The organism is Nocardioides sambongensis, assembly GCF_006494815.1.
GTDB classification, from domain to species: domain Bacteria; phylum Actinomycetota; class Actinomycetes; order Propionibacteriales; family Nocardioidaceae; genus Nocardioides; species Nocardioides sambongensis.
Genome location: NZ_CP041091.1, coordinates 2,379,168 through 2,401,686 on the forward strand (window position 1 = coordinate 2,379,168; position 22,519 = coordinate 2,401,686).

The 22,519-nt window shown below is 68.7% G+C and carries 24 protein-coding genes; 7 read left to right on the plus strand and 17 right to left on the minus strand.

The window, feature by feature from the left end; all coding sequences use genetic code 11:
* Positions 1-45 precede the first annotated feature (45 nt).
* Both FIV43_RS11200 and FIV43_RS11205 read right to left on the minus strand, forming a co-directional pair.
* Positions 46-612, minus strand: coding sequence for a YqgE/AlgH family protein (locus tag FIV43_RS11200; RefSeq protein ID WP_331251021.1), 567 nt, complete (start codon positions 610-612; stop codon positions 46-48).
* A gap of 171 nt (positions 613-783) precedes the next feature.
* Complete coding sequence (locus tag FIV43_RS11205; protein WP_141014190.1) at positions 784-1,311, minus strand: hypothetical protein; 528 nt, start codon at positions 1,309-1,311, stop codon at positions 784-786.
* A gap of 232 nt (positions 1,312-1,543) precedes the next feature.
* Between FIV43_RS11205 and FIV43_RS11210 the strand changes: the two genes are divergently transcribed.
* A complete protein-coding gene (locus tag FIV43_RS11210; protein ID WP_141014191.1) occupies positions 1,544-2,275 on the plus strand; it encodes a TetR/AcrR family transcriptional regulator in 732 nt (243 codons plus the stop codon).
* 29 nt (positions 2,276-2,304) lie between these two features.
* Here FIV43_RS11210 and FIV43_RS11215 read toward each other — a convergent pair whose 3' ends face one another.
* From FIV43_RS11215 to FIV43_RS11240, 6 genes are all read right to left on the minus strand, one after another.
* Complete coding sequence (locus tag FIV43_RS11215; protein ID WP_141014192.1) at positions 2,305-3,318, minus strand: DUF3048 domain-containing protein; 1,014 nt, start codon at positions 3,316-3,318, stop codon at positions 2,305-2,307.
* A 207-nt stretch (positions 3,319-3,525) separates the two neighbouring features.
* Complete coding sequence (locus FIV43_RS11220) at positions 3,526-4,296, minus strand: SDR family NAD(P)-dependent oxidoreductase (protein ID WP_141014193.1); 771 nt, start codon at positions 4,294-4,296, stop codon at positions 3,526-3,528.
* 39 nt (positions 4,297-4,335) lie between these two features.
* The gene (locus FIV43_RS11225) at positions 4,336-4,761 is read right to left on the minus strand and encodes an HIT family protein (RefSeq protein ID WP_141014194.1); all 426 of its coding nucleotides are present in this window, start codon (positions 4,759-4,761) and stop codon (positions 4,336-4,338) included.
* Between the two features lie 37 nt (positions 4,762-4,798).
* Positions 4,799-6,097 carry a glycerophosphodiester phosphodiesterase gene (locus FIV43_RS11230; protein WP_141014195.1) on the minus strand — a complete coding sequence of 433 codons (1,299 nt, stop codon included), beginning with the start codon at positions 6,095-6,097 and terminating at the stop codon, positions 4,799-4,801.
* An 87-nt stretch (positions 6,098-6,184) separates the two neighbouring features.
* Positions 6,185-7,249 (minus strand): prolyl oligopeptidase family serine peptidase, encoded by a 1,065-nt coding sequence (locus FIV43_RS11235; protein WP_141014196.1) that lies wholly within the window; start codon positions 7,247-7,249, stop codon positions 6,185-6,187.
* Positions 7,246-7,443, minus strand: a complete 198-nt coding sequence (locus tag FIV43_RS11240; RefSeq protein WP_141014197.1) for a hypothetical protein — start codon at positions 7,441-7,443, stop codon at positions 7,246-7,248. The genes FIV43_RS11235 and FIV43_RS11240 overlap by 4 nt, the downstream gene beginning before the upstream one ends.
* Before the next feature lie 140 nt (positions 7,444-7,583).
* On the opposite strand from FIV43_RS11240, the gene FIV43_RS11245 reads away from it, so the two are divergent.
* The gene (locus FIV43_RS11245; protein ID WP_141014198.1) at positions 7,584-8,240 is read left to right on the plus strand and encodes an SDR family oxidoreductase; all 657 of its coding nucleotides are present in this window, start codon (positions 7,584-7,586) and stop codon (positions 8,238-8,240) included.
* Here FIV43_RS11245 and FIV43_RS11250 read toward each other — a convergent pair.
* From FIV43_RS11250 to FIV43_RS21020, 4 genes are all read right to left on the minus strand, one after another.
* On the minus strand, positions 8,221-9,654 hold the full coding sequence (locus FIV43_RS11250; RefSeq protein ID WP_141014199.1) for a phytoene desaturase family protein: 1,434 nt from the start codon (positions 9,652-9,654) through the stop codon (positions 8,221-8,223). The two genes, FIV43_RS11245 and FIV43_RS11250, sit on opposite strands and share 20 nt — an antisense overlap.
* A 6-nt stretch (positions 9,655-9,660) precedes the next feature.
* On the minus strand, positions 9,661-10,431 hold the full coding sequence (locus FIV43_RS11255; protein WP_231123046.1) for an alpha/beta hydrolase family protein: 771 nt from the start codon (positions 10,429-10,431) through the stop codon (positions 9,661-9,663).
* A gap of 136 nt (positions 10,432-10,567) precedes the next feature.
* A complete protein-coding gene (locus tag FIV43_RS11260) occupies positions 10,568-11,653 on the minus strand; it encodes a carboxylate-amine ligase (RefSeq protein WP_141014201.1) in 1,086 nt (361 codons plus the stop codon).
* 49 nt (positions 11,654-11,702) lie between these two features.
* Positions 11,703-11,873: a hypothetical protein gene (locus FIV43_RS21020; protein ID WP_181407458.1), complete on the minus strand. Its 171-nt coding sequence runs from the start codon at positions 11,871-11,873 to the stop codon at positions 11,703-11,705.
* 583 nt (positions 11,874-12,456) lie between these two features.
* Here FIV43_RS21020 and FIV43_RS11265 point away from each other — a divergent pair.
* Positions 12,457-13,596: a DNA-methyltransferase gene (locus tag FIV43_RS11265; RefSeq protein WP_141014202.1), complete on the plus strand. Its 1,140-nt coding sequence runs from the start codon at positions 12,457-12,459 to the stop codon at positions 13,594-13,596.
* On the opposite strand, the gene FIV43_RS11270 is transcribed toward FIV43_RS11265, so the two are convergent.
* From FIV43_RS11270 to FIV43_RS11285, 4 genes are all read right to left on the minus strand, one after another.
* Positions 13,593-14,981 (minus strand): 5-methylcytosine restriction system specificity protein McrC, encoded by a 1,389-nt coding sequence (locus FIV43_RS11270; RefSeq protein ID WP_141014203.1) that lies wholly within the window; start codon positions 14,979-14,981, stop codon positions 13,593-13,595. The two genes, FIV43_RS11265 and FIV43_RS11270, sit on opposite strands and share 4 nt — an antisense overlap.
* On the minus strand, positions 14,978-15,973 hold the full coding sequence (locus FIV43_RS11275) for an McrB family protein (RefSeq protein WP_141014204.1): 996 nt from the start codon (positions 15,971-15,973) through the stop codon (positions 14,978-14,980). The genes FIV43_RS11270 and FIV43_RS11275 overlap by 4 nt, the downstream gene beginning before the upstream one ends.
* The gene (locus FIV43_RS11280) at positions 15,966-16,628 is read right to left on the minus strand and encodes a hypothetical protein (RefSeq protein ID WP_141014205.1); all 663 of its coding nucleotides are present in this window, start codon (positions 16,626-16,628) and stop codon (positions 15,966-15,968) included. Before FIV43_RS11280 ends, FIV43_RS11275 begins: the two co-directional genes overlap by 8 nt.
* 350 nt (positions 16,629-16,978) lie before the next feature.
* Positions 16,979-17,605 carry a recombinase family protein gene (locus FIV43_RS11285; protein ID WP_141014206.1) on the minus strand — a complete coding sequence of 209 codons (627 nt, stop codon included), beginning with the start codon at positions 17,603-17,605 and terminating at the stop codon, positions 16,979-16,981.
* A gap of 678 nt (positions 17,606-18,283) precedes the next feature.
* On the opposite strand from FIV43_RS11285, the gene FIV43_RS11290 reads away from it, so the two are divergent.
* Both FIV43_RS11290 and FIV43_RS11295 read left to right on the plus strand, forming a co-directional pair.
* Positions 18,284-18,775: a Pycsar system effector family protein gene (locus FIV43_RS11290; protein ID WP_141014207.1), complete on the plus strand. Its 492-nt coding sequence runs from the start codon at positions 18,284-18,286 to the stop codon at positions 18,773-18,775.
* A gap of 20 nt (positions 18,776-18,795) precedes the next feature.
* On the plus strand, positions 18,796-19,485 hold the full coding sequence (locus FIV43_RS11295) for an adenylate/guanylate cyclase domain-containing protein (RefSeq protein ID WP_141014208.1): 690 nt from the start codon (positions 18,796-18,798) through the stop codon (positions 19,483-19,485).
* A gap of 24 nt (positions 19,486-19,509) precedes the next feature.
* Here FIV43_RS11295 and FIV43_RS11300 read toward each other — a convergent pair whose 3' ends face one another.
* Positions 19,510-20,202 (minus strand): hypothetical protein, encoded by a 693-nt coding sequence (locus FIV43_RS11300; protein ID WP_141014209.1) that lies wholly within the window; start codon positions 20,200-20,202, stop codon positions 19,510-19,512.
* Between the two features lie 733 nt (positions 20,203-20,935).
* Between FIV43_RS11300 and FIV43_RS11305 the strand changes: the two genes are divergently transcribed.
* Complete coding sequence (locus tag FIV43_RS11305) at positions 20,936-22,075, plus strand: replication-relaxation family protein (RefSeq protein WP_141014210.1); 1,140 nt, start codon at positions 20,936-20,938, stop codon at positions 22,073-22,075.
* Positions 22,072-22,455, plus strand: a complete 384-nt coding sequence (locus FIV43_RS11310; RefSeq protein ID WP_141014211.1) for a hypothetical protein — start codon at positions 22,072-22,074, stop codon at positions 22,453-22,455. Before FIV43_RS11305 ends, FIV43_RS11310 begins: the two co-directional genes overlap by 4 nt.
* Positions 22,456-22,519: the final 64 nt, after the last annotated feature.

Sequence of the window (22,519 nt, forward strand, 5' to 3'; positions counted from 1 at the left end):
TTGAGGCGTGAATGTCTCAAACGAGCGCATTCGCCGACGCGAGGATCAGTTCAGCTCGGGATCCGCCGGCCGGGTCAGGTGCAGTGCCAGGTCGCCGGGCTGGCGTCGCATCACCCGGCGCCAGAGATCTCGCGTGTCGCCGCTGAAGACGTCGTCGGAGACCGCCGGTACGACGTACCAGCTCCCCTCCGCGATCTCGCCCTCGAGCTGGCCCGCGCCCCACCCGGCGTACCCGGCGAAGATCCGCAGCCGGTGCACCGTGCCCTCGACGAGCTCGGTCGGGGTGTCCAGGTCGAGCAGACCGACGTTCTCCCACAGCCGTTGGAAGCCGGCCGCACCCTCGCCGTCACCGAGCGCCTCGGCGACCGCGAGTGCACCGTCGGTGGAGACCGGGCCGCCCTGGAAGAGCACCTCCGGGTCCTCGACGACCTCGCCCCACGCACCGAGCACCTCTCCCACCGGGACGACCGAGGGGCGGTTGAGCACCACGCCGAGGGCTCCCTCGGCGTTGACGTCGAGGAGCAGCACGACGGTGTCCGCGAAGTTCGGATCCAGCAGCTCGGGACTCGCCAGGAGCAGCATCCCCGGGGCCGGCGCAGCGGTCGTGCTCACCGCTCCATCATGACCCATCGCAGGACGAGGTCGACCCCGGACCGTGCCGCGGGGAGGGAGGGAGGTGCGGCAGGTCCGGGGCCGAGTCCGGGGCCCGAGGCGAGCCTCGGCGGGGGCGGGGGCGGAGGCGGTCCGGAGATCGGGCGGTGATCAGCCGGTGGTCAGCCGGGATCAGGCGGCGACCACCGCGCGGAGCCGGTCGAGCAGACGCGGGCGGCGGGACGTCTCCGTCACCGTCGCAGCGGCGTCGACGCCCCGGCGGGCGCGCTCCTCGAGGTCCGCACCGACGACACGCGCGGCGTCGTCGGCGAGACTGGAGCGACCGGCCATCACCGCCAGGAACACGTGCTCCTTGTCGGTGGCGACGGACATCGCGGCCGCCATCGCGTCGTCGAGCGGGTGGTCGCGATGGCGGTCGAGCACCCGGCGCACACCGGGCAGCTCCCGGGCGCTCTCGCGCCACGCCTGCACCACGGCGTCCGGCAGGTCCATCGGCTGGTCCGCGAAGACGCGCTCGATGCGGCCCGCGAGCCGGGTGTGCCACTTCAGCTGCAGCGCGGCGAGCAGGTCGAGCTCGCCGTCGAAGGCGCCGGCGACGCCCTCGACATCCATCGGCAGACGACCGTCTCGCCGGGCATCGGCGGCGTCGATCACCGCACGCAGCACCTCGGCACGGCTGTGGAAAGCCTTCCAGGTCATGGTCGGGCTCCTCACTCCTCTGGCGGAGCCGGCCTCCCACGGGGAAGGGCACTGAATGCCGATACCCGGGGAATCCGACATACCGCTGGTACGTACTCCGAGTATGGCTCTGGCCGGCGTCCTCCCCAACCTCTCCGAGCGTGATTCGGCCCACCCCGGCACCTGCCGCCGCCGTGACCGCCGTCACCTCCCGGCGCACCGGCCACGGGTCCGGACTCCTATGCTGACCTGCGTGGCGAAGGCATCGATGTCCCGGCTCGTCCCCAAGGTCCCGAAGGTTCCCGGGGTGGACGCCAAGGCCGGGAAGTCCCGTCGGGCCGCCTACTCGGCCTCGACCAAGCGGGCGCTGGTCGACATCGCCGAGGAGCTCTTCACCGAGCAGGGCTACGCCGCCACCTCGCTGGACGCCGTCGTGGCGGGAGCCCGCGTCACCAAGGGCGCGCTGTACCACCACTTCGCCGGCAAGCAGGCGCTCTTCGAAGCGGTCTTCGAGCGCGTCGAGGAAGACGCCGCCAAGCGGATCCAGCGCGCCCTGCGCGGGCACGGCGACCCCTGGGAGAAGGCGCGGGAGGGACTTCGCGCGTTCCTGAACGTGGTGCAGGAGCCGCGCTACCGACGCATCGTGATCGCCGACGGCCCGTCGGTGCTCGGCTACGAGCGGTTCCGCGAGCAGGAGGAGCGCTCCACGTTCGCCAACGTGCTCGAGATCGTGCGGTCGACGCTGGCGGCGGGCTCCTGGGACCTCGACGAGGAGATGCTGCAGACCTACGCGCGGATCTTCTTCGGCGCGATGTCCTCGGCCGGCGAGTCGGTGGCCACCTCCGGCGATCCGGTGCTCGCCGCGCAGCGGGTCGAGACCGCGATCGGCTTCCTGCTCAGCGGGGTGCAGAGCCTGGTCGAGGCCGGGGTGGAGTTCCCGGACGTGAGCGACCGGGCCGCCGACGGCGACCCGGTCGATGGCTGAGCGACGCCGTCGGCGTCAGTCGCTGCCGATCACTTGGCGTAGCTGACCGATCCGCCCGAGGCGTCGTTCGGGACCAGCTCGATCCACACCTTGCCGGCCGGCACGGTGAGCTCGCCGTCGGCCGTCTCCAGCTGGATCGCCGACTCCAGCGACTTCTTCGACCAGGTGCCCTTCACGACCTTGCCGCCGTGGAACAGCAGCGCGTCGCCGGTGCCCTCGAACTTCGTCTCCGGCACCGGGTTGCCGGCGGGGTCGGTGTAGCCGGCGTCGCCGACCTCCACCCGCAGCACGAGCACGCTCTCGGCCGGGAACTGGCTGTCGGCCTCGGCATAGCTGTTCGCGTTGGTGTAGCCGTCCTTGGCGTAGGTCCACTCCGTCGAGTGCGAGCCGAAGTCCGCGGTGAGCGTCCCCGCCGGCTTGCCGCCGGTCTTGTCGTCCGCGGCGCCCCACGGGAGGTAGTCATCGGGCCGGGCCGTCTCCCCGTCCTCCTGCTCCTTCGCGGCCTCGGAGAGGTTCACCATCAGGTTGTACGGCGCGGTCCGGCTCTCGTCCCGCGCGAACCCGGTCGACCCCTCGGTGACCCAGGTGACGCCCGCGTCCTTCAGGCGGTCCAGGGTGACCTGGGCGGCGCCGCTGGTGGCGACCGTGGCGTCGACCGGGGAGACGATGCCGATGTCGCTGGCCCGCATCGACCGGACCGGCCCGACCAGGTCGGGCACCTCGGAGTAGTAGAAGGCGGCCAGTCGGGTGACGCCCCCCTCGACCAGCTCCTCGACGACGAGGTCGGCGCTGTCCAGACCGACCTGGGGGGCGCTGCCTGCGGTGTTGTCGATCTTCACGACCATCACGGGGCGGTCCTGCTCGGGGTCCTGCTTCCCGGTGGCCTCGAGGCCGGTCAGCGGCCAGGTCTGCGGGGCCTCCTCGGCGGGAGCGGTGGACTCCTCGCTCGAGGCCGGCTCCTCCTCGTCCCCACCGCACGCGGCGAGACTGAGGCTGAGGGCGACCAGGGCCGCGGGCAGCGCGGCGCGGGTGCGGATCTTCACGTCGGTACTCCGATCGGTCTCACGAGATTGTTCGGCTGCGGCGACACATCAGTCTCCGCCGCGACGCGACCACGCCCGCGCAGCCGCGCGGGCGTGTCGCTTTACGTGCAGGGCGCTAGGAACTGAGGCGAACGCCGAGGGAAGGCGACCTGGAGGGCGAAGCGGTCGTCGACCGAGGCGAACGCCGCCGGGCGCCCGTGCGCACGCTCAGACGCCGAGGGAGACGCCGCCGTCGACGTACAGCGTCTGCCCGGTGATGTAGGACGCCTCGTCGCTGGCCAGGAAGGTCACCGCGGCGGCGATGTCGGCGGGCTCGCCGACCCGGCGCACCGGGTTGTGCTCGGCGTTCAGCGCGCGGAACTCCTCCACGTCCATCTTCAGCCGGGCGGCGGTGGCGTCGGTCATCTCGGTGGCGATGAAGCCCGGGGCGACCGCGTTGACGTTGATGCCGAACGGGCCGAGCTCGATGCCCAGGGTCCGGGTGAGGCCCTGCACGCCCATCTTGGCGGCCGAGTAGTTGGCCTGGCCCCGGTTGCCGAGCGCCGAGGTGGAGGAGATGTTCACGACCTTGCCGTACTTCTGCTCCACGAAGTGCTTCTGCGCGGCCCTGGTCATCAGGAACGCGCCCTTGAGGTGCACGCCCATGACCAGGTCCCAGTCCTCGCCGGTCATCTTGAACAGCAGGTTGTCGCGGGTGATGCCGGCGTTGTTGACCAGCACGTGCACGCCGCCGAACTCGGCGACGATCCGCTCGAACGCGGCGTCCACCGAGGCCTCGTCGGAGACGTTGGCGCCCACCCCGATCGCCCTGACGCCGTCGGCCAGCGGCAGCCGGGCGGCGGCGTCACCGGCGGCGGACTCGTCGAGGTCGACGATCGCGACCGAGGCGCCCTCCTCCGCGAATCGGGTGGCGGTGCCGAACCCGATGCCTCGTGCGGCACCGGTGATCACGGCGATGCGTCCGTCGAAACGGCCCATGCTGGTTACTCCTATGGCAGGTGGTCGGTCGGCGGAAGCCTACGCGTCCAGGCAGGCCCGTAGCCGGGCGGCGTACTCCGCGGACTCGCCGGGGGCGTACTTGCGTCGCGGCCAGAAGAAGCCGCGCAGCCCGTCACCCTTCGTGCGAGGCACCACGTGCAGGTGCAGGTGCGGCACCGACTGGCTGACCGTGTTGTTGACCGCGACGAAGCTGCCCTGGGCGCCGAGACCGTCGATCATCGCGGTGCACAGGCGCTGGGCGGTGGACAGGAAGCCGTCCCGCAGGCCCGCGGGCAGGTCCGGCAGGGTCACCACGTGCTGGCGGGGCACGAGCAGCACGTGTCCCTTGAAGACCGGCCGGCGATCCAGGAACCCGACCAGCTCCTCGGTGTCGAGCACGAGATCGGCCGGCGCGTCGCCGGCGACGATGTCGCAGAAGACGCAGCCGGCCGAGGTCTCACTCATGCCAGGAGGGTAGAGGCACGGTCCTGCCGGCGCGGTCTCATCCGGCGCGGCGGTGCCACCGGTGTCCGTCGGCGAAGTCGTCGCGGGCCGCCACCGCGATGTCCGGGTGGTCGGAGAAGACCGCGTCGACCCCCGCCTCCAGGAACGCCGTCACCTCGCCCGTCAGGTCGCCGTGGGCGTTGGGGTCCGTGCTGCTGCGATGGTTGCTGGGCAGGAACTGGTTCTCGGCCCGCATCGTCCAGGTGACCACACTGAGTCCGACGTCGTGGGCGTCCTCCACCACCGAGGTCGGCTCACCGATCGCGCCGGCCGCGTCCCGGGGCAGGATCAGGTCCTTCACCGGCGAGACCCACTCGGCGTACGTCGCGATCTCGGCGAGGCCGGCCGGTGTGGTCATCTCCGCATAGCTGGTGGAGCCGCCGGCCGCCACCACGTCGTAGGGCGCGCCGCTTCCGTTGATCAGCTGGGCGATCGGCGCCCTGGTCATCGCGTCGAGATCGCGGAGGTTGTCGATCTCGAAGGACTGCAGCACCACCTTCGCGTGCCGGTGGTCCAGGCCGTTGCGGCGGAGGGTCGCGACGAGCGGCTCCTCCATGGAGAGACCGATCGAGTCGAAGTACGTCGGGTGCTTGGTCTCCGGAGCGATCCCGATCCGGCGGCCGGTACGACGCGACGCGCTCCGCGCCAGGTCGATCACCTCCTGCAGCGTCGGGACCTGGTACCGACCGTCGTAGGCGGTGTTGTCCGGGCGGACCCCGGGGAGCCGTTCGACGGCCCGGAGGGTGCGCAGCTCGGCCAGGGTGAAGTCCTCGGTGAACCATCCGGTGACCGGGCGGCCGTCGATCGTCTTGGTGGTGCGCCGGCCGGCGAACTCGGGGTGGTCGGCGACGTCGGTGGTGCCGCTGATCTCGTTCTCGTGGCGGGCCACCAGCACCCCGTCGGAGGTGGAGACGAGGTCGGGCTCGATGTAGTCGGCGCCCTGGGCGATGGCGAGGCGGTAGGCGGCCAGGGTGTGCTCGGGGCGATAGCCCGAGGCGCCGCGGTGGGCGATGACCAGGGGGTCTCCGGCGCGGTGGGGCTTGCCATGACCGGGCTTGCCGGGCTTGCCGGGCTTGCCGGGCTTGCCGGGCTTGCCGGGCTTGCCGGGCTTGCCGGGCTTGCCGGGCTTGCCTGGCTTGCCGTGTCCGTCCGGCGCGGAGTGGCCGGGGTGGCCGTGGCGGTCGGGACCGGCCTGGGCCGGGGCCACGCCGAGGGCGAGGCCGGCGGAGAGCGCGACGGTCAGCGAGGTGAGCAGGGCGGCGGGGCGTGCCCCGACCCGAGAGTTCCGAGATGTCATGGCGCTCAGCCGACCAGGGTGAGGTGGCGCCACGGCGAGGCGGAGGTGAACTTCTCGGCCGGGTCGCACGCTCGGGGCCCGGCCCGGTCACTGCGGCATGCTGTCCCGGAGGAAGCGGACGGTCCGGTCCATCGCCGTGACGAACGCGGGCCCGAAGGCGTGCTGGTCGTCGTACCACTCGAGGGTGGCGTCCACGCCGGCGCGGCGCAGGGCCCGATGGGTGGCGCTCGCCCAGCGCGGCGGGCAGGTCTCGTCCAGGCGGCCGTGCACCAGGAGGACCGGTTCGGTGATCCGGTCCAGCAGGGGCCGCGCGGAGATCCCCCGCCAGAACGCCGGGTCGTCGGTCGGGAGCCCGTGGCGGCCGCGGGTCGCCGCCCGCAGCCGGGCGGTGCTGGCATCGGAGGCCTGGAACTGCGCGAAGTTCTCCGCCTCCAGGCTGGAGACCGACGCCCAACCGACGCCGGCCGCGAAGAGACCGGGCTCGGCCCCCAGGGCCTTGAGCATCACTCCCCCGCCCATCGACCGGCCGAAGAGAGCGATCCGGTCGGCGTCGACCCGGACCCGGTCGGTCGCCGCCAGTGCCCGCGCGGCGGCGACCACGTCGGCGCTGTAGCCGAGCCGGACCGCCGTCTCCACCCGCGGGTCGTCGTCGCTCTCCGCGTGGTTGCGGTAGTCGACGTGGAGGGCGACGTAGCCGGCTGTCGCCAGGTGGCCACGCTCCCGGGTCATTCCCTGGCCCCGCTCGTAGTAGGCGGGGTCGATGTAGCCGTGGGCGAGCACCACCGCCGGGAAGGGACCGCGCCCGGTCGGCACGTTGAGCACGCCGCTGATCGTCATCCGGCGGCTTCCGCGCCCCGACCGGGTGGAGCCGAAGGTGACGTCGTAGGAGGTGAAGGAGTCGGTCCGCTCGCGCACCGCGCCCAGACGGAGATCACCGCCGGGGAGGTCGGCGTCGGCGAGCGCCGCCACCGAGATCGGGTCGGGGGCTGGCTGCAGCGGCGACGAGGACCCAGGATTCGCGCTCGGGCTGCTGGTCGGGCTGCCGGTCGGGCTGGTGCTCGGGCGAGAGGTCGGCTCCTCGTCGGTGCCCGTGCAGGCGGTGAGGGCGAGCAGCAGCGAAGTCGCCGCGGCCAGCACCACCAACGTCCTCATCCCGGCTCCACGGACCGGCGCCGCAGCCGGGTCAGGGTGCCCGGATCGGTGCAGGCCAGGCGCTCGACCTCCTCGCCTCCGTCGCAGCGGCAGAGGACCACATCGGCGGCGCCGGGGCCGGTCGGACTCAACCGCCAGGTCCCGCCGGCGACCTCCCAGCGCGCGACGGCCTCCAGCAGCGCGTCCGGCCTCATCGGGCGAGCACCTCGACCGGGCCGGGCAGGGTGTCTGCCGCCGGTGTCGACGTACTCATGCCGGGCTCCTCACTGCGGCTGCACGCTCACGCACGACCAGCGTAGGCGGGTGCTCACCGGTGGGCTCGTAGGTTGGGGGTATGCGTATCGCGATTGTCGGAGGACACGGAAAGATCGCCCTGCAGTTGCAGCCGCTGCTGGTCGCGGGCGGGCACCAGCCGGTGGCGCTGGTCCGCCGCGAGGAGTATCGCGCCGAGCTCGAGGAGATCGGTGCCGAGGTGCGGCTGCTGGACATCGAGAACGACGGCGACGAGGCCTTCGCCGCCGCCTTCGAGGGCTGCGAGGCGGTGGTCTTCGCCGCCGGCGGCGGACCCGACGGCGACATCGAGCGGAAGCGGACGGTGGACCTCGAGGGGTCGCTGAAGTCGATCCGCGGTGCTCAGACCCGCGGCATCCGCCGCTTCGTCCAGGTCTCCGCCATCGATGTGGACCGACCGGTGCCGGACGACGCCGGCGAGGTCTGGAAGGCCTACGTCGCCGCCAAGCGGGACGCGGACGTCGCCCTGCGCGCCAGCGACCTCGACTGGACGATCGTGCGCCCCGGCCTGCTCACCGACGACCCGGCGACCGGTCTGGTCGCGCTCGGACCGGACGTCGAGCGCGGCGAGGTGACCCGGGCCGACGTGGCCGCGACCCTGGCCGCGATCCTGGACGCGCCGGAGAGCGCCGGACACCAGTGGAACCTGGTCGGCGGCGACGTGCCGGTCGCCGAGGCGGTCAGCGCCGCGACGCGCTGACCCCCGCCGCCCCGGCGTGGTCGGCGATCGCGTGCCGCGCCGCGTGGTAGCCGCACATTCCGTGCACCCCGGCGCCGGGCGACGTCGACGACGAGCAGAGGTAGACGTGGTCCGCGATCCGGTAGGGGTCGAGGGCGGCACGCGGTCGTAGCAGCGTCTGCCGCAGGGTCGCGGCGCCGCCGCCGATCTCCCCGCCCGGATGGTTGGGGTTCTCGGCCGCGAGTTCTGCGGGCGTGCGCACCGCGAAGTGTTCGATGGAGTCCCGAAAGCCCGGCGCGAAGCGCTCGATCTGCCCCAGCACCGCGTCGGTGGCCCGAGCGGTGGAGCCGAAGGGCACGTGCCCGTACGCCCAGACCGGGTGCAGGTCCCCGTCGGACCGGCCAGGATCGGCGAGGTACTGCTGCCCGACCAGGACGAACGGCCGCTGCGGCATCCGCCCGGCCCGGACGGCGAGCTCGGCGGCATGGACCTCCTCGAACGTACCGCCGACGTGGACCGTGCCTGCGCGGCGGGCATCGGGAGCCGACCACGGCACGCCACCGCGGACCGCGAGATCGATCTTGTACGCCGCGCCGCCCCGGCGCCACCGTCGGTAGGCCCGCGCGACCCGGTGCGGCACCATCGGCCCGGCGATCCGCAGCGCGTCCTCCGGTGAGGTGTCCAGCAGCACCAGGTCGGCGGAGGGCAGCCTGGTCACCCGTCGCCCGGTCTCCACGGTGCCGCCCGCCTCGGCCAGCGCCGCGATCAACGCCACCGAGATCGCCTGCGATCCTCCGACCGCGACCGGCCACCCGACGGTGTGACCGAGCATGCCGAACAGGAGCGCGATGCCGGAAGTGCCGGCACTGTCCAGGGGCAGGCCGGCGTGGGCGGCCATCCCCGCCACCAGCGCACGGGCCTCCTCGGTCCGCCAGCCGCGCACCAGACCGGTGGCGGGCAGCACCGCCCGCGGCACGAAGCGGGCCAGTGCGCCGGGGTGGCGAGGCACGCGGAGCAGCGGGCCGAGGATCGCGTCGGTGAGGTCGTCGACTCGGTCCACAGGTCCGGCGAACGTCCGGCGCCAGGCCTGGTCGTCGACGCCGAGACCGGTGGCCGTGGCGTCCAGGTCACGGAGCAGGGAAGCGGCGCGCCCGCCGTCGAGCACGTGGGCGGCCTCCACCGGAGCATGGGCGAAGCGCAGACCGTGTCGGTGCAGGTCCAGGGCACGGAACGCCGGAGAGGCGGCGCCGGTCGGGTGGGCCGCCGAGCAGACGTCGTGCAGCAGGCCCGGCACGGTGAGCTCCGCGCTGCGCGTCCCGCCGCCGGGCTGGTCCCGGGCCTCGAGCACCCTCACCTGGTATCCGGCGCGGGCCAGGACGACCCCGGCGGTCAGACCGTTCGGGCCGGACCCGACGACAACGGCGGTGCGGGCCATGTGGCCTCAGCCCGATCCGGTGGACGCGGCGTGCTCCTGCAGGATCTCCGCGGCGATCTCGAGGGTGGCCGCTCCGGCGGCGGTGGCCGGGTCGATCACGGCGAAGTGGTCGCCGTCGACCTCGACCAGGCGGGCCCGGCCACCGGCGGCCGTGGCGGCGGCGACGTAGTCGGCCGACTGGCTGATCGGGACGGTGCCGTCCTCGCGTCCGTGCACGCACCAGACCGGAACCGCGAGCGGGACCCCGCGGATCGGGTCGACCTCGCGGTCGGCCTCCCCGGCTGGGTGTCCCAGGAACGCCTCGACCGCGCCGCCGCCCAGTCCGGCGTCCGCCGCGGCCCGCAGGTCGAGCACCCCGGCCTGGCTGATCACGTGGCTGAGCCGGCCGCCGGCGCCCGCCCAGGTGACCAGGTGGCCACCCGCGGAGTGGCCCACGCCGAGCACCGGCACCGTGGCCACCTCGACCCCCACGTCCAGGCGGTCGAGGTGGGCGATCGCGGCCTGCACGTCGTCCAGTGTGGCGGGCACGCCCCCACCGTCGCCGACCCGCCGGTACTCGATGTTCCACACCGTCCAGCCGTTCGCGAGCAGCGCGTCCGCGACCGGTCGGCCGTACTCGATGCCGTACTGCGCCTTCCAGAAGCCGCCGTGCACCACCACCGCGACACCCTGCGGGGTGCCCTCGGGGACGGCGAGCTCGCCGTACTGGCTCGGGTGGTCGCCGTAGGCGTGTCGGCTGCCGCCGGTCGGGCCGCCGGTCGGGTCTGCTCGCTGCACGGGGACATCCTGCCCGCAGCCCGTCAGGGCTGGCGTCACCCCGACGGCGGCGAGCGTGGCGAGCCCCGCCCGGATCAGGGTGCGGCGTTGCATGGGGGTGGTTCGGGGCCGCCCAGGCCGCGGATGGGTCCGCCCCTCAGTCCGGGACACGGGTGCGCTCGACCAGGTCCGCCACCACCGCCTCCAGGGTGCCGCGACTCTCCCGCACCCGCCGCTGGCGGGTCGCGCCGCCGCCGCGAGCGAGCAGGCGCTCCATCAGGTCGGCGACCGCACCGTCGTCGCCCGCCTCCCCCAGGGCCGGCCGGATCCGGTGGACCAGGTCCTCGACCACCGCCCGTGCGGGTGCGAGCTCCATCCGGATCGGGTGGACCAGCTGACCGGACAGCCCGTAGCGGGAGGCCCGCCAGTTCGCCGCGCGCAGCAGGTCGCTGCGCCAGCGCTCGTCGGTGGTGAGCGCCCCGTCGGCGGCGGTGGCGACCAGGCCGCGGACGAGTGCGGCGACGAGCAGCGCGTCGTCGAGGTCCGTGCACACGTCGGCCACGCGGACCTCGAGCGTCGGGTAGGCGGCCGACAGGCGAGCGTCGAAGTAGACCATTCCCTCGTCGAGCGCCGCGCCCCACTGCACGAGGGCGGCGCGCACGCGGTCGTACTCCGCGGACGAGCCGAACGCCTGACCGGTGCCGTTGGACGGCCAGCTCGACCACACCTGGGTGCGCCAGCTGGCGTACCCGGTGTCCCGTCCGCGCACGTACGGCGAGTTGGCGCTGACCGCGACCAGCGCCGGCAGCCAGGGGGCGATCGCGTCGAGGGCGGCGACACCCTCCTGCGGTGCCACCTCCACGTGGACGTGCATCGCACAGGCGAGCGAGGTCCGGGCGAGCTCGCCGAACTCCTGACGGATGCGCTCGTAACGCGGGGCGCGCGTCACCTCGTCCCCCTCGTCCGCCAGGACCGGGGTCGGCACCGCGACGGCCGCGACACCCACGCTCTCGGCCACCGCGGACGCGGCACGCCGTCGGGCGCGCAGCTGGTCGGCGAGCTCGTCCAGTCCGGTGCACGGGTCGGTGGCGGTCTCGACCTGGTAGCGGAAGAGCTCGGACTCCACCACCTCGGAGGTGTCCGCACGCTGGTCCCGCAGCGCCTCCGCGGCCACCGGCCGGGGGCGCCCACTGTCGGGGTCCACCAGCAGCAGCTCCTCCTCGACGCCGAGTCTCCTCACCACGATCGCGTCGTACCCGGCGCAGCCGTTCCGAGCCCTCGCCGCCGCGCGGTCACGGCCGATCGGCCCCCGGTCGGTCGTCCGGGCCGTCCAGACCCTCGTCGGGTCGCCGCCGCCGTAGGTCGCGTTGGATGCCCTCCGCGCGCTTGCGCTCGAACAGCAGGATCAGCACCACCATCCCGATCGTCACCAGGACGGTGACCACCAGCGAGAAGAGGGTCACTCCGGTCACCTCCACCGGTCACGGCCGAAACATTCGCACCCGTCTCCCACCAAACCACGCGGCGCAAGGGCGCCGGCGGCAGGAAAAAGCCCTGACGGCCTGGGCCGCGCATTCAGCGCAGACCAAGCCGTCAGAGTCCCATCTGTGGAGCTGGCGGGAATGCACTAACTACCGCAAAGATGCAGGTCAACGGCGTTTAATGCATAGCACATGAAATGTTGCGTCATGACGTTGCGTCGAAGCCCATATTTGTAGCTTCACTTTCCTGCTAACGATGACACCCGCCCAGCCAACGTCGCCCGCGCGCAAGTAGCAGCGGTTGGAGCAGGACAGCACCGTGCGTGCGGCAACGTTGTGTCCTTGCGCTCACCACCCGTTAGACCGCAGCGAGGAGCGTCTCGCACACGCCTAGCGGTCGGGTCGTGCGACCTCATTGACACGGGTCGGCAATGCGCGAAGGCAGGCGAAGCACCACGGTAGGTTGGTCTCGTTCAGCTGCAGTTTGGTGATGTGTCGGCGGCTGTCTCTACAGTCACGGTCGCACCCACGGAGGCCAGGCAGGCACAGGAGAGTTGTAGAACCGATGAGCGAGTCTTCCGCGAAAGCACGGCGCGACGACGCCGACCCTCAAGCAGCACGTCCGACACTGTCGGCGGCGTCAGTGGGCCAGCTCGAAGACTGGGAGTCGCAGCTCGCTGAACCGCAACTCACCTTCACTCCAGGCGATGCGCGTGAGACCGGCTTGCCGGACAACTCCGTGGACCTGATCGTGACCTCGCCGCCCTACTGGAACAAGCGTGACTACGGGCATGCGGATCAGATCGGTCAGGAGACCACACCGGAGGCGTATGTCAACGCGATCCTTGATTGCCTGGACGAGTGGCGGCGCGTGTTGAGGCCTCACGGATCAGTGTTTCTCAACGTCGGCGACACGTACCACAAGAAGTCCCTGCTCGGCATTCCTGGGCGCATCGAGTGGGACGCGGTGAACAACCGTCGCTGGTTCGTGCGCAACCGCATCATCTGGGCCAAGGAGTCGGGCATGCCCGATCCCGTGAAGAACCGCCTCGCCAACCGTCATGAGTACGTCATCCACCTGACCGCGAAGCCCAACTACTACTACGACCTCGCGGGCTACTCCGCCGAGATGGGCAACGGCGCTAACCCCGGCGACGTGTGGACGATCAATCCCGAGCGCAACATGGGGCAGCACCTTGCGCCCTACCCCAAGGAACTCGTACGCCGCGCAGTCCTTCTCGCTGCTCCCCTGCAGGTGTGCGGCGAGTGCGGCGCGCCTCGTCAGCGCGTCATCGAGCGCACGGGCGAGCTCGATCCCAAGCGGCCGCAAGCTCGACGCGCGATGGAGCTCGCGAAGGAGCGCGGGCTCACTCCCGCTCACATTCGAGCGATCCAGGCGTTCGGCGTGTCAGACGTCGGTAAGGCCACGAAGTACCAGAACGGCACGGGGCGTAACAGCCTCGATGTGCAGCGCCTCGCTGCCGAAGCGAAGCTCGCACTGGGCGGGTACTTCCGCGAGTTCACCTTCGGTAACAAGCGCACTGTGGGATGGACTGATTGCGGTCACGGGCAGCCCACTCGCGGCGTCGTATTCGATCCGTTCGCTGGTACGGGCACGACGCTCAAGACGGCAGTGGCGGAGCGGCGCGATGCGATCGGCGTTGACCTGGTTCCGCTCATGAACAAGCCGGACGTGGGCGCTTAGACCGCGTCCACACCTGACAGCCGCGCCATGGTGCGGGCCATGTCTTCAAGGGCGGCATCTAGCCCAGTGTCGGTCGACAGATCGAGTCGGTAGTCGTAAACGTCGATGGTGCGCACGCGGCCCACGTACGCGAGGCCCTTGGTGCCCTTGATCCACGGGTGAATGAGCACGGTGAATGACAGGTTGTACCGCAGCGCATACGTGACTGCTTGCTCAACTTCACCGCGTTCCGGCAGTACGTCGTCGGCCTTCGCGCGACTTCCATGCGCGGTGTTCTTCACCTCTGCAACGAGTGGAACCGCACCATCGGGTAGACGAAACACCACGTCAGGCTGCGCGCGCCCTTTGTCCTGCGTCGAGAGGGCGGTGAGCGGCACTCCGAACGGGGCGGGCACAGTGTCGGGCACGTCGTAGAGGTCAACGTAGCCGTCTGTGTTGCCGTCGAGCACGTCGACGGGCCAGCCGGCCTTCTCGCTTGTACGTGCCAGGCTCACGCGCACGAAGTTCTCGAAGAGCTTGTTGGTGTCGATGAGTAGCGAGCCAAGCTGCACATCGCTACCTCCGAGGTCAAGTGCCAGTCCTGTCTCACGCAAGATCGCGACCGACAAGTCGAGGGCGGGCTTGTAGTAGTTGCGGGAGTCTGGAAGGGGCTCGTGCCCAGCGACGCGTCGGTCGTTCAGAAAGCGGTAGTCGCGATCGAAGGTCACCTCTTCGAAGGCTGCGAAATGGCCCGCGAGGCGCGCCAGACGTGCGCGATTGCCCTTTCGGGGTTGCGCCCGCACCTGGTTGAGGTAGTCATACACGACCTCCATTGCCGCGAGTACGCAGCGGTTCAAGGCGGTGTCCACCGTTCGCTCGAACCATGTGAAAGCTGCCTTGTTGGGCACTCCACGAGCAGTGAAACGCTGCATCGTCTGCGTGGCAAGCAATCTTCCGCGAGGGTGGGCACCTTCTCCGGTCCGCTGCGCGTACTCGCGGTGCAGTCCGGCGTCGAGGATCGCGTCGACGTAGGCGAGTAACGCGTCGGCGTACAGGTTCATGGACCACTCGTCTGCGCGTCCACGTGCCGCGTAGTCGCGAATGGCGGTCAGCGGCAACACCGCGTGCCCAGTGTCGATGACCATGCGAGTGAGGTTGGCAATGGGGACTCGCGGCTTCACTCGCACGACTACCTGGTCGTTGAGCGGAATGACTCCGACGAAGGACGTTGCCTGTAGGCGAAGCCGACCCTTGCTGAAGTTGGCTCGCATCACGTCGCGGCCGTCGATCTCGGCGTTCAGAATCGCCTCGTGGCCCTCACCTAGCCACAGGCGCGCGTCTATGTCGAGCTGCTCGTACTCCACGCAGTCGACATAGACGACACCATCCCGCTCACGAACCTTCACTGCGTGTCAGTCTCGCCCGCGGCCGCCGAAGCTTCGTCGCTCTCATCCTCGACGGGCTCGGCAGGCTGACGCCGCGCTGGTCCCTCCAGCACGTGACGCCACGCCGTTTCGAGATCTGCCCTCCTGTTCTCGTCGCGGCGGAAGGCTCGCTCGACCAGGTACTTGAGCTGGTAGTCCCACACATCTTGCAAAGACTCCTCGTCGCTCGCAGCCGAGAAGTAGGCGTGTCCCACCGCGGCGGCGGGGTTGTTCTGCGCGTAACCGTTGATGCGTCCAAACCAGGCGAGCAGCCGGCGGCGCAGCGCTTCGTCCATGTCGTTCTGCAGGAGTATCGCTTCGAGTACGTCTTGCTCAGGGTCCATCGTGACCTTGGCGAAGCGCCGCTGGAAGGCAGCGTCAACCTCATCGACGCCTCGGTCGAAGGGGTTCATCGTGGCGATGATGACGAAGTTAGTCGGCACGAAGATCTCTTGGCCGTTGGCAATGCGGAACGGCAGCTTGCGCTTGGTGCGCTCTACGTAGGTGAGAGCTTCGCCGAAGACCCGGCCGACGTCTGCGCGCGAAAGCTCGTCGATGACGAGGACATGCAGCTCATCGTCAGGACGGTCTTTGCCTCTTTCGACTAGTTCGAGGAACGGACCTGGCTTGAGAGTGAACCCCGTAGTCGTCGGAGCGAAGCCCAGCATGAAGTCCTCGTACTGGTAGCTCGCGTGGAACTGCACGAACCGGTACCGCTCCGTATCGCGGTCAGTCATGTGGTCCGCGGCCGCAGCCGCGTAGAAGGACTTCGACGTGCCAGGCGGGCCGGAGAGGATCACGCCGCCAAAGATCTTCGCGAGGCGCATGATCTCGACCACGCGCGGGTGGTCGGCTGGCACCTCGGGGGCGTCTGGCGCGGATGAAGCATGAGTTGTCTGCGCCTTCGCTTCCACACCGATGCCCAGATCGTCAGCGGACAGAGTGCGCACGCCGGCCACCAACGACTCAAACATCGCTCGGCTCCTCTTCGACGGGCGTGAACTCCGCACTCAGCTCGGGCGTCACTTCTTCGAACCATTCAAAGTCGACGTCGGGCACCTCCGTCGAGAACAGCGGTTCGAACTCGTCGTCGGCGTCGACTGGGTAGTCAAAGCGATCTCGAAAGGCGTCGATCACGTCATCAGCAGTCGGTGCGTCGCTGAGCACAAACCCGTCGTTGCGCAGAAAGTACGCTCCAAGGGCCAGCGCCGATACCTTCGCCCCGTAGAGCATGTCCGTGAGCGCTCGCTGCACGTGGTCATCAGGCATCGCGTATGCGCCTCCACCAGGCACTTCAAGCCAGGACACCTGACGACCGATCGAGCCAGGCGACCAGCTGCCCGCGATGTTGCTTGCCCGCCAGAACGTGGCAAGCGGCCCAGCGTCTCGCTTTCCGCGACTGATCAGTGGGAAGTAGTTCGGCTTCGTCGGATGGCCCGGCATCTCGATGAGCTTGAGCATCTCGCTTGAGCCACTGGATGCCGAGTCGAGTAGTCCCGCGCGGGCCTGCTCACGTAGATACAGGTACGGGACAAAGGTCGGGTGGAGCTTCTGCTCTCCGAGCGTGTCGATGCCCCAGCGCACCGCGGCGATGGTGAGCACATGTGTCGGATCGTCTTGGTCTGGCACGTTGGCCAGGCTACTTGCGATGAGCGCCGCGGCAGTGTCTTTCCGCCTCCTAGTTGCCGGGCGTATCCCATGCGCGACGTGACTTCGGGCAAATGGGCGTGCGACCAAGAAGGTTGGCGGGGAACTCTTCGTGCCAGGCCGTAGTTGGTCACGTCGCCGGTCGTCGGTCCTTGTTGAACTTGAACGGCCGCACGGGGACAGTCGCGCCGTAAGGACTCGCCCACACGAGTCCGACAGCAGCCCTCCCCTGATCGTCAGACAGCCAGCGCTCGCACTCGCGCAGGCCACAGTGAGCGCACTCCGTGACGAAGGTGTCTCCGCTCCGCTCTCCCGGCTGCCACGAGTGATTGCTACGGCCTTTCGTGGTCACGTCTGGATGGTCCCACCGTTGAGCCCCGAAGGACGAGAGTGCCGTCGAGCGCTCGGTGCAGCGTCGACCGCGAGACGCCCAGCTCCCGAGCGACTTGAGCCTTCGACAAGCCGAGAGCCAGTCGAGCCTTCGCTTCATCTACCTGAGCGGCAGCGAGTACGGGCTGTCGTCCTGTGTACTTGCCTTGCTGCTTCGCCTTCGCGATACCCTCAGCCTGTCGCTGCCGGATGACGCTGCGCTCGAACTCCGCAACCGCGCCCATGACGTGCAGCAGGAGCGTGCTCATCGGGTCGTCGTGATGCGGCACGAAGTCGAGTCGTTCCTTCGTGAAGCTGACGGTGACGCCCTTGCCGTTCAGTTCCTTGACGAGCGCCAGCAGGTCGGTGAGCGAGCGCGCCAAACGGTCCATGCTCCACACGCGCACGGTGTCGCCGTCGCGTACGTAGGCGATGAGTTCGGTGAGCACTGGCCGCTGACGTGTCGCAGCGCTCGCGTACTCCTCGAAGACGCGATCGGCGTGCTCGCGAAGCTCGTCCTGGCGGTCGAGTTGCTGGGTGTCGCTGCTGACTCGCAGATAGGTGACTGTCTGGCCGTGGGTGTTGCTCATGGGCCTGGACCTTCCGTGCGGTGGTGTCGCAAATATCGGAGTCGGCCCGTGTGACACGACGTTGTTGCGCGGCACGAGGTGGCGCTTTGGCTGCAGCCCAAAACGACGATGCCGAGCCTCAACGCATTTTCACGTTCCGGCGCCGACGGCTGTAGAAGCATCCCCTAGGCACGGGGTCGACTCTTCGACAGCGGTAATGGAAGTGTGTGACCGAACATGAATCGTTCGTAACCGAGGCGCGCAGCAGATGCTGAGCCGTAGTGCTCAACCAGCTCACCGCGCTGACAACGGTCAACGTTTCTGCAAATTTCTGCGTCGCCCTTGCCGTTGATGTGAAACTTCCTCATAGCCTTGCTCCTTGGTCGTAGTTGATGAAGGCATAAGGAATATCGCTTCGGCGCCGTGTGAGCGCAATCAAGCGAGACGATCTGTAGGCGGTGGCGCATCAGTCAGTCATTGACTCACTTCAAGCAGCGCACGGGCCAACTCAGGGATGTGATCATCGCGAACTGCGTGACGAGGGACGCAGGCGGGGACGACAGCTCGCGGCTCGAACCGAGAAGCGACGGGTCCGAGGGCGTTCACTATGTCGCGGACGCTCCTGACCATCCAAGTGACCAACGACCTGCGAAGCTTTCGGTCCGAACACTGTCGGAGGCAGCAGGTAACTTGCCGAGCGTGATTGACGATGCCTGGCGTCTGCTGAACGCCACCAACGAGTGGGTGCGCTTCGCCGACGCCAAAGCGGGAGGCGCGTTGGCGGGCGCAGGCGTCCTCGCCGGTGCACTTGCCTCTGCTGGCCTCAGCGACAAGTACCAGTCCGCGCCCTGCGGCGCAGTCGTGTTCGGCGTGCTGTCTGGCGTCGCGGCACTCATCGCTGCCGGACTCGCGCTCTACGCACTGATACCCACGCTGCGTGTCGGCGAGCCGGTCTCGTTGCTTTACTTCGAGCACGTGGCCCGTCGATACAAGGGCGATGCCGACAGCCACGCGGATGCCGTCAAGGAGTTGCTGAGCGACGACGAGAGGTACTTTCGCGAGGTGGCGGCTCAGGTGTGGGCCAACAGCGTCGTCGCCCGCGGCAAGTTTCTTGCCAGTGGTTGGGCACTGGCCGTGCTCGCCTTCGGCGTGTTGTTCGCGGGTGCCGCCGCACTCATCACGGTCCTGTAGCTGCGAGGAGGAGACAACACATGGCACTCAAGGACGAGCTCGGGACCTATGTGCAGAAGGTGCTCGATGATCAGTGGACGAGGCGCAAAGGTCAGAAGGTCCCCGACCCCGACGACCTGCCACTGAGCAATGTCGCGGTCGAGCTTGACGCCACCGTGCTCTACGCCGACCTCGCGGCAAGCACGAAGATGACTAAGGGCTATAAGGACTGGTTCGCGGCCGAGGTCTACAAGAATTACCTCTACTGCGCGTCGAAGATCATCCGCGCTCGGGGAGGCAGCATCACCGCCTACGACGGCGACCGCGTGATGGGCGTGTTCATCGGTGATCGCAAGAACTCTGAGGCCGCGAAGTGCGCTCTTCAGATCAACTGGGCCTGTCGGGAGATCGTGCAAGCCAAGCTTGAAAAGAAGTACGACACGGACTTCGAGTTGAAACAGCGCGTCGGCATCGACACGTCGCAGTTGTTCGTCGCCCGCACCGGCATCCGTGGCAGCAACGACCTCGTGTGGGTCGGCAATGCGAGCAACAACGCCGCGAAGATGGCGGCGTTGCCCACGGCATACCCGTCGTACATCACAGTTGACGTCTACGAACGGCTTGCTGATTGGGCCAAGATCGGGAGCGACGGTCGCAACATGTGGACCGACCTCGGCACGCGAGACCTCGGCTACAAGATCTACGGCTCGACGTGGTGGTGCAGTCTCTAGGTGTCGCATCAACACCTGTTGATCTCAGAGCTGTGTGTCGGTGAACAGCTGTGCGAACCAGGCGACGAGGAAGCTCCACGCGTTGCTCATCTTCGCGCTGTGCGCCGGTGATGCGCTCGTGCTGCCGTGGCCCGCTGCGAGCGTGCCCACCCAGCGAAGCACGCCCTTGGTGGCCTCGTGCCGCGCCTTCGCCCTGTCCTTCGCAGACTGTCGGAAAGGAGTCTTGCCGGCGGCGCTCGATGAGCCGCGCACCGGCGCACTGCTCGAAGACTTGCCGGAGCCGTGCGCCGCATCACTGCCGTCGTCGTCGGGCGTGCTGTGGACCGGCGCACTGCCGTCTGACTTGGTCTCCTCTCCCCCACCGCTGTCCTTCGCAGACTGTCGGTCGGTGAGCGCGGGCATGAGCTTGCTGTCATAGAACGCCCGCCGCGCCTTCGCGGGGATCAGCTCGCCCTTCTCCGTGTAGGTGCGAGCAGTGCCGTCAGCGCCGACAACTGCGTACGCGCCCCCAATGACGGGCGTGACAACGAAGCGCTTCTCCTTGCCGCCCTGTGTCGTCCTCAGGATGCCGCCGCTGCGTAGGGCAATCTCGGTGCGGTCGAGGTGGTCGACGGTGGGCGCGCCGAAGGGGCAGTCCCTTCCCCCGTTACTCGCGCCGCGAGCGACGCAGCGAGTCCAGGTGCCGGAATCGGGTGATTGGTGGTACTTCAAGGTCATGGCGTGCTCCTGTGTGAGGCGTTCATGGAGAGCCAATATCGGAGTCCTTCGCAGACTGTCGGCGGTCAAAAAAAACCACCTCCGGCCATTGGCCGAAGGGGCGGGCGTAGCGCCGCGCGGCCCAGCGCTGCTTTGCTGCCCTTATTCTTGCTCCGCTCCACCGCGCTCGGCTTCGCCTCGCGCGCGAGGTGAATCCCTGCCTGTTCCATACCGGACACGGGAGTGGTCCGGAGAGATCTGGTGGCGCTGCTATCCCCGAGACACTGCCAGATGCTTCCGGAAGTGTGTCGGCACACTTTCGACGGCTTCCCGTAGTCGCCAGTCCTCCTCTCGGAGGAGATGGCGCTACCCGTGCAGGCCTCAGGCTGCGCGGTGCTTGTTGGAAGGTGGAGTGAGGCCGAAGGCAGCCCCAAGGGCTGACAGCGGGCTTACGCAAGCTTCCTGCCGCCGTCGGAGGTCAGGCCCACGGGCTGATCGGAGACGGCAAAGGCTGGCTGACGGAAGACGCTTTTACTTCCGGCAGGGCGGGTCGAGCGCCAGCGAGTCCGGGGTGCTTCGCAGCGCTCCGGGGGTGGGTCGACGTACCCGCACGACAAGCGCCACGTCGAGGTCTACGTCATAGGTGGTCCCCAAGTAGGCGTCAAGCACTTCGCCCAGTGGAGCGACGACATTCCGATATTCCACTCCTCGCCGCCAGCAGGACGCGGCTCACCCACGAGGAGGCACCACCACCATGACCGACACCCCACGCTTCAACGGCATTCGCTTGCCGCTGGCAGACGCCGGAGGCACTGCCTTCGCAGTCTGTTCCCAGGGCGACGCGGTAACGCCGCCAGGCGAAGACAGGCTCGACACGACCTATGCCGAGTACTTCTGCAACGACGATGACGAACAAGTTACCCGCGAGCGCAACCCCGACGATCCCCGTCTCGGCAACCTAGCGGGAACGCCTAAGCCGACGAGCTTTAAGAAGAACACCAGCAAGAAGTACCGGCGCCGCACCTTCACCGAGCGGGATGAGCTGCTTCTCGCGTTCCTCGCTCGCTTCAAGTTCAGCAACTCAACACAGCTCGCGCACCTCGCAGGCGTGCAACCGAAGAGCACTCACAAGCGGCTCCTCGGCCTCCGAGAGGCAGGGCTCGTGGCTTCTCACCGCGACGTCTTCGGCGTGAAACTGCCCTGGTTCATCACGCAGCGCGGCCTGAGCCTGCTTGCTACTACTAAAAGCTTTGACCCCGCGGCTATGCGACGCGTCACTGCCCAGGACGTGGAGACAAGTCAATTCGGGCACTTCCTTGCAGTTAACCAGGTGGCCATCCAGTTGCTCATCGGCTGGAATCCTCTGCGCTCAGAAGACGAGAAGGAATGCGCGAGCATCGACCAGCTCGTGAGTGAGTACCAGATCACCTCGTCTTGGTGGAGCTGGCGAGACGGTACGGAATCTGAGCACTCGCAGCTCGATGGCCGAGCCCGGAACTGGAAGCGAGATGACTTCGCCGCCAAGGGGCGAACGCTAGCCCTCAGTGAGCGTGCTGGCCTCCTCACGGTCGTGCCGAAGCTAAGTCAGCCTGGAAGCGTGAGCACCTACCACTTCCCTGATTTGGTGCTATTGCAGAACGATGGCTCGGTCGCTGTCGAAATCGAGACGAGCATAAAGACCATCGGCGACTACGAGCGGATCATCAACACGTTTCTGCGGGACGACCACCGCACGTTCGACAAGCTTGTGTGGGTCTGCAACAGCAAGAGTGCCGCGGCTCGCGTCGACCAGGCCGCAGAGAACTTGGGGTTGCTCGACGACTCCTTCTGCAAAGTCGTACCCCTCATGGGCTGGAACGGCGCGCCATTCTCGGAGAGGGCGTGGCGGCTATGACTGACGGACAGAAGCTCATCGAGGAGCTGGCAAGCGAGATCAACGAGCGAGTCCAACGCCTCATGCGGCTCTCACTCAGCGAACCCGGCGGCGAGGACGTGGCGGAGCTCTGGGCTATTGCCCGCTTTCGTGCGGGCGTGGCCTACGACGAGCACATGCGCTTGCAGCGAGACAACGACGAACTCAGGGCTCTATGCCATGCCACGTCTACTGACTCCGCTGCTGTTATTCCGCCGAGAATCGATGCTCGCACATCGAATCGCGACCGCATTAGCACCTTCACTAGAGCGCACAACGGTGAAGAAGTTAGAGCACTGGCCGCGTCGAACCCCGCGCGGAACAACCGACCTGTGCATCGACAGGACGGCGTTACGCAATGAGCGCGAACACACGAGGTCCGCGCAACCGGAAGACGCTGTCACCTCAATGGCGAGGACTACTCGA

Bases quoted from the DNA above. Each gene is read 5' to 3' on its own strand.
- FIV43_RS11205 (WP_141014190.1), bottom strand. From the start codon at position 1,311: ATGACCTGGAAGGCTTTCCACAGCCGTGCCGAGGTGCTGCGTGCGGTG.
- FIV43_RS11220 (WP_141014193.1), bottom strand. From the start codon at position 4,296: ATGGGCCGTTTCGACGGACGCATCGCCGTGATCACCGGTGCCGCACGA.
- FIV43_RS11225 (WP_141014194.1), bottom strand. From the start codon at position 4,761: ATGAGTGAGACCTCGGCCGGCTGCGTCTTCTGCGACATCGTCGCCGGC.
- FIV43_RS11230 (WP_141014195.1), bottom strand. From the start codon at position 6,097: ATGACATCTCGGAACTCTCGGGTCGGGGCACGCCCCGCCGCCCTGCTC.
- FIV43_RS11235 (WP_141014196.1), bottom strand. From the start codon at position 7,249: ATGAGGACGTTGGTGGTGCTGGCCGCGGCGACTTCGCTGCTGCTCGCC.
- FIV43_RS11240 (WP_141014197.1), bottom strand. From the start codon at position 7,443: ATGAGGCCGGACGCGCTGCTGGAGGCCGTCGCGCGCTGGGAGGTCGCC.
- FIV43_RS11245 (WP_141014198.1), top strand. From the start codon at position 7,584: ATGCGTATCGCGATTGTCGGAGGACACGGAAAGATCGCCCTGCAGTTG.
- FIV43_RS11250 (WP_141014199.1), bottom strand. From the start codon at position 9,654: ATGGCCCGCACCGCCGTTGTCGTCGGGTCCGGCCCGAACGGTCTGACC.
- FIV43_RS11265 (WP_141014202.1), top strand. From the start codon at position 12,457: ATGAGCGAGTCTTCCGCGAAAGCACGGCGCGACGACGCCGACCCTCAA.
- FIV43_RS11275 (WP_141014204.1), bottom strand. From the start codon at position 15,973: ATGTTTGAGTCGTTGGTGGCCGGCGTGCGCACTCTGTCCGCTGACGAT.
- FIV43_RS11285 (WP_141014206.1), bottom strand. From the start codon at position 17,605: ATGAGCAACACCCACGGCCAGACAGTCACCTATCTGCGAGTCAGCAGC.
- FIV43_RS11295 (WP_141014208.1), top strand. From the start codon at position 18,796: ATGGCACTCAAGGACGAGCTCGGGACCTATGTGCAGAAGGTGCTCGAT.
- FIV43_RS11300 (WP_141014209.1), bottom strand. From the start codon at position 20,202: ATGACCTTGAAGTACCACCAATCACCCGATTCCGGCACCTGGACTCGC.
- FIV43_RS11305 (WP_141014210.1), top strand. From the start codon at position 20,936: ATGACCGACACCCCACGCTTCAACGGCATTCGCTTGCCGCTGGCAGAC.
- FIV43_RS11310 (WP_141014211.1), top strand. From the start codon at position 22,072: ATGACTGACGGACAGAAGCTCATCGAGGAGCTGGCAAGCGAGATCAAC.